At 66.8% G+C, this 13,960-nt stretch carries 17 protein-coding genes; 7 read left to right on the top strand and 10 right to left on the bottom strand.

What is annotated here, in order from left to right; all coding sequences use genetic code 11:
* Window positions 1–20 precede the first annotated feature (20 nt).
* Both tatA and O3139_RS07195 read right to left on the bottom strand, forming a co-directional pair.
* Window positions 21–239, bottom strand: a complete 219-nt coding sequence (gene tatA, locus O3139_RS07200; protein ID WP_269516345.1) for a twin-arginine translocase TatA/TatE family subunit — start codon at window positions 237–239, stop codon at window positions 21–23.
* Window positions 240–583: 344 nt separating this feature from the next.
* Entirely contained in the window at window positions 584–805 is a 222-nt protein-coding gene (locus O3139_RS07195; RefSeq protein ID WP_269516344.1) for a hypothetical protein, read from the bottom strand.
* Window positions 806–865: 60 nt separating this feature from the next.
* Here O3139_RS07195 and rnhA point away from each other — a divergent pair, with 60 nt between their 5' ends.
* Complete coding sequence (rnhA, locus tag O3139_RS07190) at window positions 866–1,324, top strand: ribonuclease HI (protein WP_269516342.1); 459 nt, start codon at window positions 866–868, stop codon at window positions 1,322–1,324.
* Window positions 1,325–1,449: 125 nt separating this feature from the next.
* Here the strand turns inward: rnhA and O3139_RS07185 are convergent, their stop codons facing one another.
* The 4 genes from O3139_RS07185 to O3139_RS07170 all read right to left on the bottom strand — a co-directional run bounded on the left by O3139_RS07185 (window position 1,450) and on the right by O3139_RS07170 (window position 4,097).
* Window positions 1,450–1,914, bottom strand: a complete 465-nt coding sequence (locus O3139_RS07185; protein ID WP_269516340.1) for an NfeD family protein — start codon at window positions 1,912–1,914, stop codon at window positions 1,450–1,452.
* A gap of 14 nt (window positions 1,915–1,928) precedes the next feature.
* Window positions 1,929–2,909, bottom strand: a complete 981-nt coding sequence (locus O3139_RS07180) for an SPFH domain-containing protein (RefSeq protein WP_269516339.1) — start codon at window positions 2,907–2,909, stop codon at window positions 1,929–1,931.
* 124 nt (window positions 2,910–3,033) lie between these two features.
* Window positions 3,034–3,537: a hypothetical protein gene (locus O3139_RS07175; RefSeq protein ID WP_269516338.1), complete on the bottom strand. Its 504-nt coding sequence runs from the start codon at window positions 3,535–3,537 to the stop codon at window positions 3,034–3,036.
* 137 nt (window positions 3,538–3,674) lie between these two features.
* Window positions 3,675–4,097, bottom strand: a complete 423-nt coding sequence (locus O3139_RS07170; protein ID WP_269516337.1) for an NUDIX hydrolase — start codon at window positions 4,095–4,097, stop codon at window positions 3,675–3,677.
* A 68-nt stretch (window positions 4,098–4,165) separates the two neighbouring features.
* Here O3139_RS07170 and O3139_RS07165 point away from each other — a divergent pair, with 68 nt between their 5' ends.
* The 5 genes from O3139_RS07165 to O3139_RS07145 all read left to right on the top strand — a co-directional run bounded on the left by O3139_RS07165 (window position 4,166) and on the right by O3139_RS07145 (window position 8,988).
* A complete protein-coding gene (locus tag O3139_RS07165) occupies window positions 4,166–5,581 on the top strand; it encodes an FAD-binding oxidoreductase (RefSeq protein ID WP_269516335.1) in 1,416 nt (471 codons plus the stop codon).
* A gap of 71 nt (window positions 5,582–5,652) precedes the next feature.
* Entirely contained in the window at window positions 5,653–6,417 is a 765-nt protein-coding gene (gene yaaA, locus O3139_RS07160; protein ID WP_269516334.1) for a peroxide stress protein YaaA, read from the top strand.
* A gap of 110 nt (window positions 6,418–6,527) precedes the next feature.
* Complete coding sequence (locus O3139_RS07155) at window positions 6,528–7,376, top strand: 3-hydroxybutyrate dehydrogenase (protein WP_269516333.1); 849 nt, start codon at window positions 6,528–6,530, stop codon at window positions 7,374–7,376.
* A 21-nt stretch (window positions 7,377–7,397) separates the two neighbouring features.
* Entirely contained in the window at window positions 7,398–8,477 is a 1,080-nt protein-coding gene (locus O3139_RS07150) for a patatin-like phospholipase family protein (RefSeq protein ID WP_269516332.1), read from the top strand.
* Window positions 8,478–8,586: 109 nt separating this feature from the next.
* Complete coding sequence (locus tag O3139_RS07145) at window positions 8,587–8,988, top strand: glyoxalase (RefSeq protein WP_269516331.1); 402 nt, start codon at window positions 8,587–8,589, stop codon at window positions 8,986–8,988.
* Window positions 8,989–9,019: 31 nt separating this feature from the next.
* Here O3139_RS07145 and O3139_RS07140 read toward each other — a convergent pair whose 3' ends face one another.
* The 4 genes from O3139_RS07140 to O3139_RS07125 form a co-directional block, all read right to left on the bottom strand.
* Window positions 9,020–9,853 carry a GDSL-type esterase/lipase family protein gene (locus tag O3139_RS07140; RefSeq protein WP_269516330.1) on the bottom strand — a complete coding sequence of 278 codons (834 nt, stop codon included), beginning with the start codon at window positions 9,851–9,853 and terminating at the stop codon, window positions 9,020–9,022.
* Window positions 9,854–9,944: 91 nt separating this feature from the next.
* Entirely contained in the window at window positions 9,945–10,871 is a 927-nt protein-coding gene (locus tag O3139_RS07135) for an L-threonylcarbamoyladenylate synthase (RefSeq protein ID WP_269516435.1), read from the bottom strand.
* Complete coding sequence (locus O3139_RS07130) at window positions 10,862–11,440, bottom strand: YceI family protein (protein WP_269516329.1); 579 nt, start codon at window positions 11,438–11,440, stop codon at window positions 10,862–10,864. The genes O3139_RS07135 and O3139_RS07130 overlap by 10 nt, the downstream gene beginning before the upstream one ends.
* Window positions 11,441–11,446: 6 nt before the next feature.
* Entirely contained in the window at window positions 11,447–11,998 is a 552-nt protein-coding gene (locus tag O3139_RS07125) for a cytochrome b (RefSeq protein ID WP_269516328.1), read from the bottom strand.
* A 138-nt stretch (window positions 11,999–12,136) separates the two neighbouring features.
* Here O3139_RS07125 and O3139_RS07120 point away from each other — a divergent pair, with 138 nt between their 5' ends.
* Window positions 12,137–13,921, top strand: a complete 1,785-nt coding sequence (locus tag O3139_RS07120) for an acyl-CoA dehydrogenase (RefSeq protein ID WP_269516327.1) — start codon at window positions 12,137–12,139, stop codon at window positions 13,919–13,921.
* Window positions 13,922–13,960: the final 39 nt, after the last annotated feature.

Genomic DNA, 13,960 nt, shown 5'->3' with positions numbered 1-13,960 from the left:
GGCTCTCTTCCCGCCCGCGACTAGCGCTTCAGCTCTTCCTTTTCCGCGTCGGTGCGCGGCAGGCTGCTGACACCCTCGTGCGGACCGTCCTTCTTGTCGTCTTCTCTCATGCCGTCTCGGAAAGCTTTGATGCCTTTGGCGGCGTCGCCCATCAAACCCGAAAGTTTGCCCTTGCCGCCAAACAGAATGAGGACAACGACCGCGACGAAAATCCAGTGTGTTGGTCCCCAAGCACCCATAATCAGTCTCCTCGAGTTGGTCGAAAGCGACCGGCAACAAACATACGCTGCATATAGGCCACCGGATGGCTGTGCGCCAAGCGATTGCGAAACTCGCTGCGTTAGTTTGCCTCGGCGCGCCGAGGCCAGTCGCTAAAGGCCAGCACCCACAATCCGACTAAGCCGACAACTGGAACCACGCTTAGCAAGCTTAGCCAAGGCGATATCCCGAGCCTGTGAAGGACCCGCCAAACCGGCACCACCGTTATGGCGGCCATCGAGGGCCAGAGCACAAGCCCAATCAGCCAATACCAAATGCTGAGAGTTCCCAACGCTGTCGACTCCTGATTGAAGAGCCAACCGGCCTAGGTTTTGGCGAGAGCGGAAAGGACCCCTTTGTGGAGCTCCATGAACTCTTTGCCCGCTTCGATCTGGTGCTCAATCTCGTTTGTTGTGCGTTGGACTTGCCAGCCGGACCTATCGAGTACGATGACATCGCCAACATCGCCGCCAAGAGCGTCAAGATCTCGTGGCGTCAGACGAATGATAGGTTGACCATCGATCTCTTCAATCCGAAATCGAAACATGGCTGCCTCCAACGCTCAGCGTGGCGGAAAACGGCGCACTAGTCCACCCGTTTAGCGAGAATGCCCGTGTCCCACGTGATCATCCATACCGACGGTGCCTGCAAGGGTAACCCCGGTCCCGGCGGCTGGGGCGCGATCATTCAGTTTGGCGAGCGCACCAAGGAACTGTCGGGCGGCGAGCCGTTGACCACCAACAACCGCATGGAGCTGACCGCCGCCATCATGGCGCTGGAGGCCCTGACCCGCCCGTGCCGCATCGACCTGCACACCGACAGCAAATATGTGATGGACGGCATCACCGGCTGGATCCACGGCTGGAAGGCGCGCGGCTGGAAGACGGCGGACAAAAAGCCGGTGAAGAACGACGACCTGTGGAAACGCCTCGACGTGGCCCGCACCCGGCACGAGGTGAAGTGGCACTGGGTCAAGGGCCACGCCGGTCACGCCCTGAACGAACGGGCCGACCAGCTGGCCAACCGCGGCATCGAGGAGATGCGAGCGGCGAAGGCGAAAGCCTAGAGCCTGATCGGCTGAGGTGGAATCGCTTCGCGATTCCGCCGATGCCGTGAATCAGGCTCCAGATATGAGCAAGAGCATGATTCACGCTTTCGGTTGGACCCACTACGTGGGTCCACCTCAAACGATCATGCTCTGGCGGCGCGAACCTTCAGGCCCGACCCCAGGCTCGATTCGACGACGACGTCCGCCCCCACATCGGGCGCCGGACCCTCGATCTCCGCCGGCCACTCGGCACCCGACACGAACACCCGCCCCCGTCCACCGACGAAGGCCGATACGACCCTGGCCCGCTGGCCGACCAGCCGGACGTCGCGATCGTTGATGTCGGGGCTGTCCGACGGGTTCACCCGCTGGATCAGTCGGCGCGACAGCAGGGTCGAGAGCAGGGTCAGGGCTGCGAACAGACCGATCTCGACCGGCAGACCCAGCCGCAGGCCCAGCGCGGTCAGGACCGCGACGATCCCGGCTGAAACCGCCGGCCAGAGCAGCCACTCGGTCGAGAAAGCGGCCTCGACGGCCAGCAACAGAACGCCAAGCGCCAGCCAGATCCAGAAGGGCTGGGCGGCATAGATGTCGGCGATCGCGGTCATGAGCGTGCTCCGGATCAGGCGGTGGGCGGGACGGTCCCGCCACGGGGGCGTGACGGAGGCGGAGGCGGGGGCGCGGCGCGGGTCACCTGCTGCTGATCGCGGGCCAGACCGACCAGCTCGCCGATCCCGGCGATGGTGCCGACCAGGCTGCCCATCTCGGCGGGCACGATGACCGTCTTGGCGGTGGGGTTCCGCGCCAGCTCGGCGAAGGCCTCGACATATTTCTGGGCCACGAAATAGTTGATGGCGTTGACGTCGCCGGCCGCGATGGCCTGGCTGACCATCGCCGTCGCCTTGGCCTCGGCCTCGGCCGCGCGCTCGCGGGCCTCGGCGTCGCGGAAGGCGGCTTCCTTGCGACCCTCCGACTGCAGGATGGCCGACTGCTTGGCCCCCTCGGCGCGGGCGATGGCGGCCTGTTTCTCGCCCTCGGCCTCAGTGATGACGGCGCGACGTTCACGCTCGGCCTTCATCTGGCGCGCCATGGCATTGGTGATGTCGACGGGCGGGGTCAGGTCCTTGATCTCGATCCGGTTGACCTTGACGCCCCACGGCTCGGTCGCCGCATCGATGACGGTCAGCAGGCGCGAGTTGATGTTGTCGCGCTGGAACAGGACCTCGTCCAGATCCATCGATCCGACGACGGTCCGCAGATTGGTCGAGCACAGCTGGGTGATCGCATAGGGCAGGTTCTCGACGCGATAGGCCGCGGCCGAAGCCTCCATCACCTGGATGAAAACGATGGCATCGACCTTCACCATGGCGTTGTCCTTGGTGATGACCTCCTGCTGGGGCACGTCCAGGACCTGCTCCATCATGTTCATGCGCCGACCGATCCGCTCGACGAACGGGGTCAGGATGCTGATGCCGGGCTTCAGGGTCTTGGTGTATTTGCCGAACCGCTCGACGGTCAGTTCCCGCCCCTGGGGCACGATCTTGACCACGCTGAACAGCATCACGATGGCCAGGGCCACCAGGGCGAGTGCGAAATAGCTCATTCGTTTCCTCCAACGTCGGCCATGTTACGCCTGCGCCGAGGTCTGTTCCATCGAAACCGGTCACCTCCAAACGAAAACGGCGGCCCCCAAGGGGACCGCCGCAAGGCTCGGATTGAAAAGAAGATTACTCTTCTTCTTCCTCGTCTTCTTCTTCGTCGTCGGAATCGTCTTCTTCGTCCTCGTCCTCATCGTCCGAGTCGTCTTCGTCTTCGTCTTCGTCCTCGTCGTCCGAGTCGTCTTCGTCCTCGTCCTCATCTTCTTCTTCGTCTTCCGAGGGATCTTCCTCGTCGACGTCGTCGTCCTCAACCTCGAAGCCGCTGCCGGAGCACAGGTCGACGTCATAGACTTCTTCGGTGTCGCCATCCTCGTAGGTGGCCTGGACGTCCTGGATGCACTCGTCGCCGACTTCGAAGGTCACTTCGACGCCGTCGCCGGGAGCGATTTCTTCGTCGAGCAGATTCTCGCCGAAGTCCTCGACCGAGGTGCCGGAAATGGCCAGTTCGGTGATGGCGACTTCACCGTCGTTGGTAACCGTCAACGTGGCCTGGGCCATGGCGGCGGTGCCGAAGGCGCTCATGCCGATCACGAGAGCGGCAGTGGACGCTGCAGCGAGCAAGGTCTTCTTCATTCGATATCTCCCCCGAGTCGGCACAACGCCGAACTCTTTGCTGTGTGGCAGACGACACCGGCAAAGTCATCCGGGTCGACTGAGGTTTATGTCGCTTTTCGGGCCCCGATAGGTAAGTGACGACACCTGACAGAGTGTCAGGCCCTTCCGGCCAACCGGGCTCCGGCGGCGATGATACGGCGCGTCTGGGCCCAGTCGACGGCTTTCAGCGCCTCGTCGATCGACATGAATGTGGCTTCGGCCGCGTCGTCGCCTGCCACAGGCACGCCTTGGATCCATTCGGCGGCATAGTCGATCAGGACATAGTGGCGACCCTCATCGGCGAAGATGCCATCGACGACATCGATCAGTCCGATGAGGCGCGCGGTCACGCCGGTCTCTTCGCGCAGTTCTCGAAGAGCGGCATCCATGGCCCGCTCACCCGGCGCGATCCGACCGCCCGGCAGGCTCCACTGGCCGATGCGCGGCGCCGTCCCCCGCCGAATCATCAGAACCTGGTCGCCCTTCAGGCAGACGACACCCACAGCGGGAACGGGAATCATGGCGGTCGGCGATGTCATCGCCGCATCATAGCCGTCCGGCAGCGGTTTGGGGTGGCATATGCGGCCACGCTTTGAGACAAGGCGACATGAGCGCGAGCCCCCCTCCCCCTGCCGACGCCGTCATCGCCCTGAAGGCCGCCCTCGGCCCGGCCGGCTGGACCGAGGATGCGGCCGAGATCGCACCCTGGTTGACCGAGTGGCGGAACCGCTGGACCGGGCACTCGCCCCTGATGCTGAAGCCGGCTACCACGTCCGAAGTGGCCCAGGCGGTCGAGATCTGCGCCCGGTACGGGGTCGCCATCGTGCCCCAGGGCGGCGACACAGGCCTGGTCGGCGGTCAGATCCCCTATGGCGAGGTCCTGCTGTCGACGCGCCGCTTGCGGACCGTGCGCGATGTCACCCCGCTGGACGACGCCATGACCGTCGAGGCGGGCGTCACCCTGCTGGAAGCCCAGCAACTGGCGGCCGGGGCCGACCGGTTCTTTCCCCTCAGTCTCGCGGCCGAGGGCACGGCGACGATCGGCGGCGTGATTTCGACCAACGCCGGCGGCACGGCTGTGATTCGCTATGGCGTCATGCGCGATCTGGTGCTGGGCATCGAGGCGGTCATGCCCGACGGGCAGGTCTTCAACGGCCTGAAGCGGCTGAGGAAGGACAACACCGGCTATGATCTGAAACAGCTGCTGATCGGGGCCGAGGGCACGCTGGGCGTCGTCACGGCCGCGACGCTGAAGCTGTTCCCGATCATGCGCAGCCGCGCGACGGCCGTTGTCGGTCTGGCCGATCCCCACGCGGCGATCCAGCTGCTGGCCCGCGCCAAGGCCGAGACCGGCGGCGGGGTTGAGGCGTTCGAACTGATGAAGCGCGTCGGCGTCGATTTCGCCCTGAAGCACATCCCCGGTGTCCGTGAGCCTCTGGACAGCGTCCAGCCCTGGTATGCCCTGATCGAGCTGACGTCGGGCGAGCCGGGCGCGGCCGAGGCCGGGATGGAGCGTATCCTGTCCACCGCCTTCGAGACCGACCTGATCACCGATGCCGCCATCGCCCAGAACGAGGCGCAAGCACACGACTTCTGGAAGCTGCGAGAGGAACAATCGGCGGCGCAGAAGCCCGAGGGCGGCGGCTGGAAGCATGATGTCTCGGTCCCCGTCAGCCGCATCGCCGACTTCCTGGACGAGGCCACCGCCGCCGTCGAACGGTTCGAGCCGGGCGCGCGGGTCAGCGCCTTCGGCCACGTCGGCGACGGCAACATGCATTACGACGTGCTGTGCCCGCCCGGTGCGGACCTGCAGGCCTTCCTGGGTCGGTGGGAGGCGGGATCGCAGGTCGTTCACGACATCGTCGCCCGCTACGAAGGCTCCATCAGCGCCGAACACGGCCTGGGCCGGCTGAAGACGGAAGAGGCCCGTCGCTACAAGTCGCCGCTCGAGATTGCCACCATGCAGGCGATCCGGGCCGCCATCGACCCGAAGCGGATCATGAACCCGGCCGTGCTGTTCTGAGGCGATCGGCACCCTTCATTCCGTCACCGAACCGGCCTAGACACCCCGGCTGACGAACGGAGCCCCTGCCCTTGCTGATCGTGCTGTCCCCGGCCAAACGGCTGGATTTTTCCGAACCCGCAACGACGGTCCCGGCCACGCCGCCGCGGTTCACCGACGACCTGGCCAGTCTGGCGCGCACAGCCAAACGCCAGACGAAGGCCGACCTGCGTCGCCTGATGAGCATCTCGGACGATCTGGCCCGGCTCAACCGCGAGCGGTTCCAGGCCTTCGATCCGGCCGCGACCGATGTCGGCATCCAGGCCGCCTTCGCCTTCGCAGGCGACGTCTATCAGGGTCTGGAGGCACGGACGCTGGACGAGGCGGCGCTGACATGGGCCCAGGATCACCTGCGCATCCTGTCGGGGCTGTATGGCCTGCTGCGCCCTCTGGACCGGATCCAGCCCTATCGGCTGGAGATGGGCGTGCGGCTGAAGACGCGTCGAGGGTCCAGCCTGTATGACTTCTGGGGCGACCGGATCTCGAAACAGCTGAACGCCGATGCGGCGGACCAGTCCGACCCCACCCTGGTCAACCTGGCCAGCCAGGAGTATTTCGGCGCGATCGACGCCAGGGCGCTGAAGCTGCCCGTCGTCACCCCGCAGTTCCGTGAGACCAAGGACGGCGAAAGCCGCATCATCTCCTTTTTCGCCAAGAAGGCGCGCGGATCGATGGCCCGGTTCGCCATCGACGAGCGGATCGGGAAGGCTGCGGACCTCAAGGCCTTTGCCCGCGACGGCTACGCCTTCGACAAGGCGGCCTCGACCGACACCGACTGGATATTCACCCGGACATGAAATTTGGCCCGACCTGTCGCCTTCGCAGTCGCGAACGGCTAGGCTGACGGAACCTTGAAACCGTCGCGCACCTTTCTGCGACACCAAGAAACCAGAGTGGACGAGACCCCATGTTCCAGTGGCCCGGCAAGAAGGATGGCGAAGCGACCGAGCGTCCCGTCTATCGCAATCCCGATGACCTGCGGGGTCAGGTCGCAGTCATTTCCGGCTCCACCTCGGGCATCGGCCTGGCGCTGGCCCGGGCGGTCGCATCGCGTGGCGGCGACGTGGTGCTGAACGGTCTGGGCGATCCCTCGGAGATTGAGCGTACCCGCGCCGAGCTGGAGGCCAGCTGTGGCGTCCGCGTGCGATATCACGCCGCCAACATGCTGAAGGGTGACGAGGTGGCCGACATGGTCGCCTTCGGCAAGCACCAGCTGGGTCGCGTCGACATTCTGGTGAACAACGCCGGCATCCAGCATGTCGAGGCGGTCGAGAAATTCCCGTCGGACAAGTGGGAACAGATCATCGCTATCAACCTGTCCTCGACCTTCTATGCCACCCGCGCCGCCATCCCGATCATGAAGGCGCAAGGGCGTGGCCGGATCGTCAACATCGCATCCGCACACGGTCTGGTCGCCAGCCCGTTCAAGTCGGCCTATGTCGCCGCCAAGCATGGCGTGGTCGGCTTCACCAAGACGGTCGCTCTGGAAGTCGCGCGCGACAACATCACCTGCAACGCCATCTGCCCCGGCTATGTCGAGACGCCGCTGGTCCAGTCGCAGATCGCCGATCAGGCCAGGGCGCGCGGCATCTCGAAGGAAAAGGTCATCACCGACGTGATCCTGGAAGCGCAGCCCACCAAGCAGTTCGTCACCACGGAACAACTGTCGGGCCTGTTCCTTTATCTGATCTCTGATCTGGGGGCCTCGGCCAACGGGGCGGCGTTCTCGATCGACGGCGGCTGGACCGCGCAATAAGGCAAGCACCGGCGGGGGCGAATGGCGCTTTTCAGACGCAAGGCCACGCCGACGCCCGCCCCCGAGGCGACCGATCCCGCGTCCCCGCGTCCCATCTGTCTGGCCCTGCAGGGCGGCGGGGCGCACGGTGCCTTTCAATGGGGCGTGCTGGACCGGCTGCTGGAGGACGGGCGGCTGGACATCCGGGCGGTGACCGCCGCCTCGGCCGGGGCCATGAACGGCGCGGCCCTGGTGTCGGGCCTGGCGATCGGCGGAGTGGACGGGGCCCGCAAGGCGCTGGACAAGCTGTGGCGCGAGACCAATCAGTCGGGCGGCAAGAACGTCTTTGGTGACACCTCGATCTGGTCCAATGCCCTGACCCCCGCCTGGCTGAAGGACACCACCCTGTGGCGGGCGTCGGAGACGCTGGCGATGTCGATGTCGCCCTATGAGTTCAACCCGCTGAACCTGAACCCACTGAACCGGGTCCTGAACGCCGCGATCGATTTCGAGGCGATCCGGGGCTCGGACGTCAAGCTGCACGTCGCCGCCACCGCCGTGCGGCATGCCCGATCGCGGGTGTTCGCCAATGCGGAAATCACCGATCAGGTGCTGCTGGCCTCCGCCTGCCTGCCCCAGCTGTTCCAGGCGGTCGAGATCGACGGAGAGCCCTATTGGGACGGCGGCTATCTGGCCAATCCGCCGCTGTGGCCGCTGTTCTACGAGGACACGCCCAATGACGTCCTGCTGATCACCCTCAACGCCTTCGAGCGGGCCGATACGCCCAAGGCCCCCGGGGACATCATGGACCGGCTGAACGAGGTCGTCTTCAACGCCCCGCTGGTGGCTGAACTGCGGGCCGTCGCCTTCGTCCAGGACCTGATCGAACAGGGGCGGCTGACGCCTTCGGCCCAGGACCGCTACCGCAACGTCCTGATGCACGCCATCGAGGCCGACAGCTGGCTGGGCGACCTGTCGCTCGGCTCCAAGTTCAACACCGAATGGACCTTCCTGAACGACCTGAAGGCGCGTGGCCGGGCGGCCGCGGAGGAATGGCTGGAGAGCTGTTTCGGGGACGTGGGCGTGCGGTCCAGCGTCGATCTGCAGGCGCGGTTCGGGTAGGCGGACCTTCGGGTCGAAATGTCCGCCGACGATCTATTGCACGCCGGAGATCGTCCGCGCAGGCTGGGTATGGGCCCAGCCTCGTCATCCATCCAGCCAGAGAAGATCCATGCCCATCCCTGCGACCGTTGGCGCCTTCGCCATCGTTCCGAGCAACGATCTGGCGGCGGCGATTCCGTTCTGGGAGCGTCTTGGCTTCGGCCGGACCGGTGGCGATGGGACCTATTGCATCATGACCGGCTGGGGATGCGAGGTCCATTTGACCCAGGCCGGAGCCGGTCCCTGGACCGTTCCGGAATCGCACAATCCTTTCGGTGTCTTCATCCGGACGCCGGATGTGGACGCCATCGCGGCGCATGTGGACGACCTGATCATTCGCCCGGGCGGCATTCTGCGCCACCGCGAATGGGGGCTTTATGAAGTCGGGGTGTGCGGTCCGGACGGCCTTCTGGTCCGCATCGGATGGCCCTCTCACCTCGTGCCGGGCTTCGGACAAAAACCAGCAAGATGACGGGGTCAGCCCGGGAACAGCGGGCACGCTGCTATTGCCGGAGATCGTCCAGAAACGGCACCAGACGGTCCCGCCAGGCGCGATAGCCATCCTCGTCCGGATGCACCGCGTCCATGAAGAAGGCCCGGTTCTGCTGACCGTCCGGGGTCAGAAAGGTCGGATACAGGTCGAGATAGCGGACGTAGGCCGTCTGTGGACTTTCAGACGCAAAGGCCTCGAGCGCCGCATTGACCGGCTTCACGACGTTTTCGTTCCGATCGGTCTCGTTGGTCGGCAGCAACGACTGAAGAACGATCATCGCACGCGGTTTGCGGGCGTGCACGGCCTCCACGACGGCGCGGACGCCTTCGAAGATGCTGGAGACGGCGGGGTCCTCGGCGGCCCAGCTGTTGTTGATGCCGATCAGCAGCACGATGACGTCGGGATCGAGGTCCGGTCGATCCAGTTCCCCCAGTCCGCCCTCGCCTTTCGGCAGAATGCGCTGGAGAAGATGCTCGGTCCGGTCGCCGGAGATGCCCATATTGAGGGCGAGATAGTCGCTGTCCGCGCCGCCGAACGTCCCGGTCCAGACCGCGCGTCCGCCTGTGGTGCCCGGGAACCAGGGGTTCTCGGCCATGGTCCAGAAATCGGTAATCGAGTCGCCGAGGAAGACCAGCCGGATCGGCGCGAGGCTGGCTGGATCCGACAGCCGGGCCTCGATCTCGTTGAGCCGCTGCTGCCAGTATTCGATCCGGGCCGTCGGCCGGGTCGAGGCGAACGGCTCGGGCGTCTGGGCAAAGGCCGAGCTTCCGATGGAGGCTGCCAGAAGCGACAGAACCATGGTCCAGACGCGTTGGGGGTGGCGTGCCCCGATGATGTTCGACATGTCCGGCGTTCCCCTTGTTGCACGCAGGACTGTCACGAGACCTTCAGACGCGCAACATGACTTGCAAATCCGTGTTCGATCCGGGTCGAGCCTACCCCACAAACCCCGCCGCCCGCCTCAGCCGATCGTTGATCGCTTCACCCAGCCCCGTCATGGGCACCGGCGCGACGGCGATGCCCGCCGGATGTTCCCTGTCCGCCTCGCGTAAAAGGCGGAACAGGTTGGCGGCGGCCTCGCGCGGGTCGCCTGTCGGGCTAAGGCTCCAGCGGGGATCGCCGGACCCGGGGCCGAAGCCGAGCAGGATTTCGCCGGGGCGGAGGGCATCCAATGCGTCGATCCGGACGGGGGCGTCGGGGGCGTAGTGGGTGGTCAGGCGGCCGGGGGAGCGGTGGCCGTGTTCGCCGGTCGCCAGCGGGCCGATCAGGGCCTCGATCTGGTCGCGCGTCACGGCCCCGGGCCGCAGCAGGGCGACGCGGCCGTCCAGTACCGAGACGACCGTGCTCTCGACCCCTACGGCGGAGGGGCCTCCGTCCAGGACGGCGGCGGCGGATGGCCCCGTTTCCTCCACCGCATCGGCGAAGTTGGTCGGGCTGGGGCGGCCGGAGCGGTTGGCCGAGGGCGCGACGACGGGGCCACCGAAGGCCTGCAGCACCGCCCGCGCGACCGGATGGCCCGGCACCCGCACCGCGACGCTGTCCAGCCCGGCCCTGGCAAGGTCACAGACCCGATCGCCCGACCGGACCGGAGCCACGATCGTCAGGGGGCCCGGCCAGAAGGCGGCGGCCAGCCTCCGCGCCGCATCGTCGAAGAGGGCGATGGCCTCGGCCGCCCCGGCATCCGCGACATGGGCGATCAGGGGGTTGAACCGGGGTCGGCCCTTGGCCTCGAAGATCCGGGCGACGGCGTCGGCGTTGCCGGCATCGGCCGCCAGCCCATAGACGGTCTCGGTCGGCAGGATCACCAGCCGCCCGGCCCGCAGCGCCGCGACGGCCGCGTCCAGACCCTCGCTCAGGCGGATCGGGTCGCCAGCGAGACGTCCACCCGCACCTGTCGGCCGATCAGCCTGTTCCACGTTCCCTGCGTTCCAATTCCGTAGGCGGCCCGGTCCAGCGAGAAGCCGCCGGTCATCTGCGCCGTCCGGCCATCGCTGCGCAAGGTCACCGGGAAGCTGACCGGACGGGTCACACCCTTCATGGTCACATCGGCCTCGGCCGTGAACCGCTCGCCGTCCAGACGCCGCAGGGACGTCAGTCGAAAGCGGATGTCGGGGAAGCGTTCGGTGTCGAGCAGGGCGGGTCCGATGGCCGGCCGGGTCAGGGCGGCATTGTCCATGCGCAGGGAGGCGGCCTCGACCGTGACGGCGACCCGGGCGGCTTCGGGCGCTGCCGGGTCGAACCGGACGTCAGCCGTCCAGCGCTCGAATCGCCCGCTGCGGTGACCCAGCGGACTGCCGACGCGCATCGTGATGCTGGACTGCGCGGGCACGGCGACCCACCGGCTGGCCTGGGCCAGGACCGGCGGGCCGCCGAGGGCGATGGCCCCGGTAGCCAGCAGGATCACACCCGACAGGAACCGACGGCGGCGCATCGGAGCCTAGGGCCGGCGCGGGATGAAGGGCACCATGCGGTGCAGCACATTGTCGCGGTCGATGAACTGGTGCTTCAGCGCGGCCAGCACATGCAGGCCCAGCAGCACATAGAGGAACTTCACCCCAAGCTCGTGCATGTCCATGAAGGTGCCCGCCAGATCACGGCTCTGAGGCAGCGGCAGCAGGGGCCAGTTGAACAGGCCGAAATAGCTGATGTCGCGCCCGGCCGCGCTGGACGCTGCCCAGCCGCCCAGCGGCAGGCCGATCAGCAGGACGTAGAACAGCACATGCGTCCCCCGCGCCGCGACCTTCTGCCACTGAGGCGTTCCGGGCGGCATGGGCAGGGCGGGATTGGCGATCCGCCAGCCGATTCGGGCCAGGGTCAGCAGCAGAATGGTCAGGCCGATTTCCTTGTGCAGGACCACAAACTCGCGCGACTGCGGCCCGTTGGTCGCCTCATGCGCGGTGATCAGCAAGACCTGCGTCAGGATCAGCAGGGCCAGGCCCCAGTGGAAGATCAGCGATACGATCGAATAGCGATTGCGTGGCTCGGCCATACGGTGTCCCCGTTGAAGTCTCGGGCACAGCTTGGCGCACCTGAGGCCGGACGCCAAGCCATCCCTTGCCTGACGCCACGGCATCGTCGCATGAAGAAGACGAACGGAGCGGTGCCTGGCTCCGAAAAGGATCTGCCCATGACCTATCGTGCCCCCGTCCGCGACCTGGCCTTCAGCCTGACCGCCGTCGCCGGCATCGACGACCTGGCCGCCACCGGGGCCTTTCCCGACTATGACGGCGACGTGCTGAACGCCGTGCTGGAAGCGGCCGGTCAGTTCTCCGAGGAAGTCCTGGCCCCGCTGAACCGGCCCGGCGATCTGGCCGGGGCGAAATATGCGAACGGGGCGGTCACCGCCGCGCCGGGATTCGCCGACGCCTATCGCCAGTTCGCCGCGGGCGGCTGGACCGGTCTGGCGGCACCCGTCTCGGCCGGGGGACAGGCCCTGCCCAAGGCGCTGGAGCTGGCGGCCTATGAGACCGTGCACGCGGCGAACATGGCGTTTGGCCTGTGCCCCATGCTGTCGCTGGCGGCCATCGAGGCCATAGAGGCGCACGGCACCGAGCATCAGAAGACCGCCTATCTGCCGCGCATGGTCAGTGGCGAGTGGACCGGGGCCATGTGCCTGACGGAGCCCCAGGCCGGGTCGGACCTCGGGGCGCTGACGTCCACCGCCACGCCGAACGGCGACGGGACCTACAGCCTGACCGGCCAGAAGATCTACATCACCTGGGGCGACCACGACGCGACGGACAACATCGTCCACATGGTCCTGGCCCGGCTACCCGACGCGCCCGCCGGACCCAAGGGCATCAGCCTGTTCCTTGCCAACAAGTATCTGGTCAAGGAGGACGGCACCCTGGGCGACCGCAACGGCTTCAGGCCGGTCGGCATCGAGCACAAACTGGGCATCCACGCCTCGCCCACCTGCGTGATGCAGTACGAGGGCGCGACCGCCGAACTGGTCGGCCGGCCCAACGAAGGCCTGGCCCATATGTTCACCATGATGAACGCGGCGCGGGTGGGGGTTGGCATGGAGGGCGTCGGCATCGCCGATCGGGCCTACCAGCACGCCCTCGCCTATGCCCTCGACCGGCGTCAGGGACGCTCGGTCTGGACCGGAGAAGCGGGCGCGCCGATCTTCGATCATCCGGACGTGCGCCGCATCCTGTCGGTCATGAAGGCCCGGATCGAGGCGGCGCGGGCCATCTGCCTGTCCACCGGCGTGGCCGCCGACATGGCCCGACATGCCGCGACGCCCGAGCTGCGCGCGCACTGGAAGGGCCGCGAGGACCTGCTGACCCCCATCGCCAAGGCCTGGTCGACGGACGCAGGCGTCGAGATCGCCTCGCAGGGCGTCCAGATCCATGGCGGCATGGGCTTCGTCGAGGAAACCGGCGCGGCCCAGTTCTATCGCGATGCGCGGATCGCCCCGATCTATGAGGGCACCAACGGCATCCAGGCCATGGACCTGGTCGGGCGCAAGCTGTCGCAGGACGGCGGGGCCTCGGCCAGGGCCGTGATCGCCGAGATGAAGGCCACGCTGAAGGACCTTGGCGGCCTCTATTCCGGCAAGCCGGTCGAACGGTTCAGGACAGCGATCGCGGCGGTCGAGGACGCCACCCTGTGGATCCTGGACCGCAAGGCCGATCCGGCCGGGGCCGCCGACGTGCTGGCCGCGGCCGACGCCTATCTGAAGCTGATGGGGGACGTGATCGGCGGCTGGATGCTGGCGAGAGGTGCCCTGGCGGCCAGGGCGAAGCTGAACGCCGGCGACGGCGATCCGGCCTGGCTGGAGGGCAAGATCGCCCTGTACGAAATCTATGCCGCCAACATCCTGGGCCACGCGTCCAGCCGACTGGCGGCCGTGGGCCAGGGGGGCGACCTGCTGCAGCGCATGGGCCGCGAGGCGCTGGGGGTCTGAGGCCCCGAATTGCACTCGAAAAAACCGGGTGCAAAAGGT

It is taken from the genome of Brevundimonas subvibrioides (assembly GCF_027271155.1).
Classification (GTDB): domain Bacteria; phylum Pseudomonadota; class Alphaproteobacteria; order Caulobacterales; family Caulobacteraceae; genus Brevundimonas; species Brevundimonas subvibrioides_D.
The sequence above is the reverse complement of the archived record's forward strand: the minus strand, read 5'-3'. Positions and strand labels throughout refer to the sequence as shown.

Coding starts and splice junctions, on each gene's coding strand:
- tatA (WP_269516345.1), bottom strand. CDS start 239: ATGGGTGCTTGGGGACCAACACACTGGATTTTCGTCGCGGTCGTTGTC.
- O3139_RS07195 (WP_269516344.1), bottom strand. CDS start 805: ATGTTTCGATTTCGGATTGAAGAGATCGATGGTCAACCTATCATTCGT.
- rnhA (WP_269516342.1), top strand. CDS start 866: ATGCCCGTGTCCCACGTGATCATCCATACCGACGGTGCCTGCAAGGGT.
- O3139_RS07185 (WP_269516340.1), bottom strand. CDS start 1,914: ATGACCGCGATCGCCGACATCTATGCCGCCCAGCCCTTCTGGATCTGG.
- O3139_RS07180 (WP_269516339.1), bottom strand. CDS start 2,909: ATGAGCTATTTCGCACTCGCCCTGGTGGCCCTGGCCATCGTGATGCTG.
- O3139_RS07175 (WP_269516338.1), bottom strand. CDS start 3,537: ATGAAGAAGACCTTGCTCGCTGCAGCGTCCACTGCCGCTCTCGTGATC.
- O3139_RS07170 (WP_269516337.1), bottom strand. CDS start 4,097: ATGACATCGCCGACCGCCATGATTCCCGTTCCCGCTGTGGGTGTCGTC.
- O3139_RS07165 (WP_269516335.1), top strand. CDS start 4,166: ATGAGCGCGAGCCCCCCTCCCCCTGCCGACGCCGTCATCGCCCTGAAG.
- O3139_RS07155 (WP_269516333.1), top strand. CDS start 6,528: ATGTTCCAGTGGCCCGGCAAGAAGGATGGCGAAGCGACCGAGCGTCCC.
- O3139_RS07150 (WP_269516332.1), top strand. CDS start 7,398: ATGGCGCTTTTCAGACGCAAGGCCACGCCGACGCCCGCCCCCGAGGCG.
- O3139_RS07145 (WP_269516331.1), top strand. CDS start 8,587: ATGCCCATCCCTGCGACCGTTGGCGCCTTCGCCATCGTTCCGAGCAAC.
- O3139_RS07140 (WP_269516330.1), bottom strand. CDS start 9,853: ATGTCGAACATCATCGGGGCACGCCACCCCCAACGCGTCTGGACCATG.
- O3139_RS07130 (WP_269516329.1), bottom strand. CDS start 11,440: ATGCGCCGCCGTCGGTTCCTGTCGGGTGTGATCCTGCTGGCTACCGGG.
- O3139_RS07125 (WP_269516328.1), bottom strand. CDS start 11,998: ATGGCCGAGCCACGCAATCGCTATTCGATCGTATCGCTGATCTTCCAC.
- O3139_RS07120 (WP_269516327.1), top strand. CDS start 12,137: ATGACCTATCGTGCCCCCGTCCGCGACCTGGCCTTCAGCCTGACCGCC.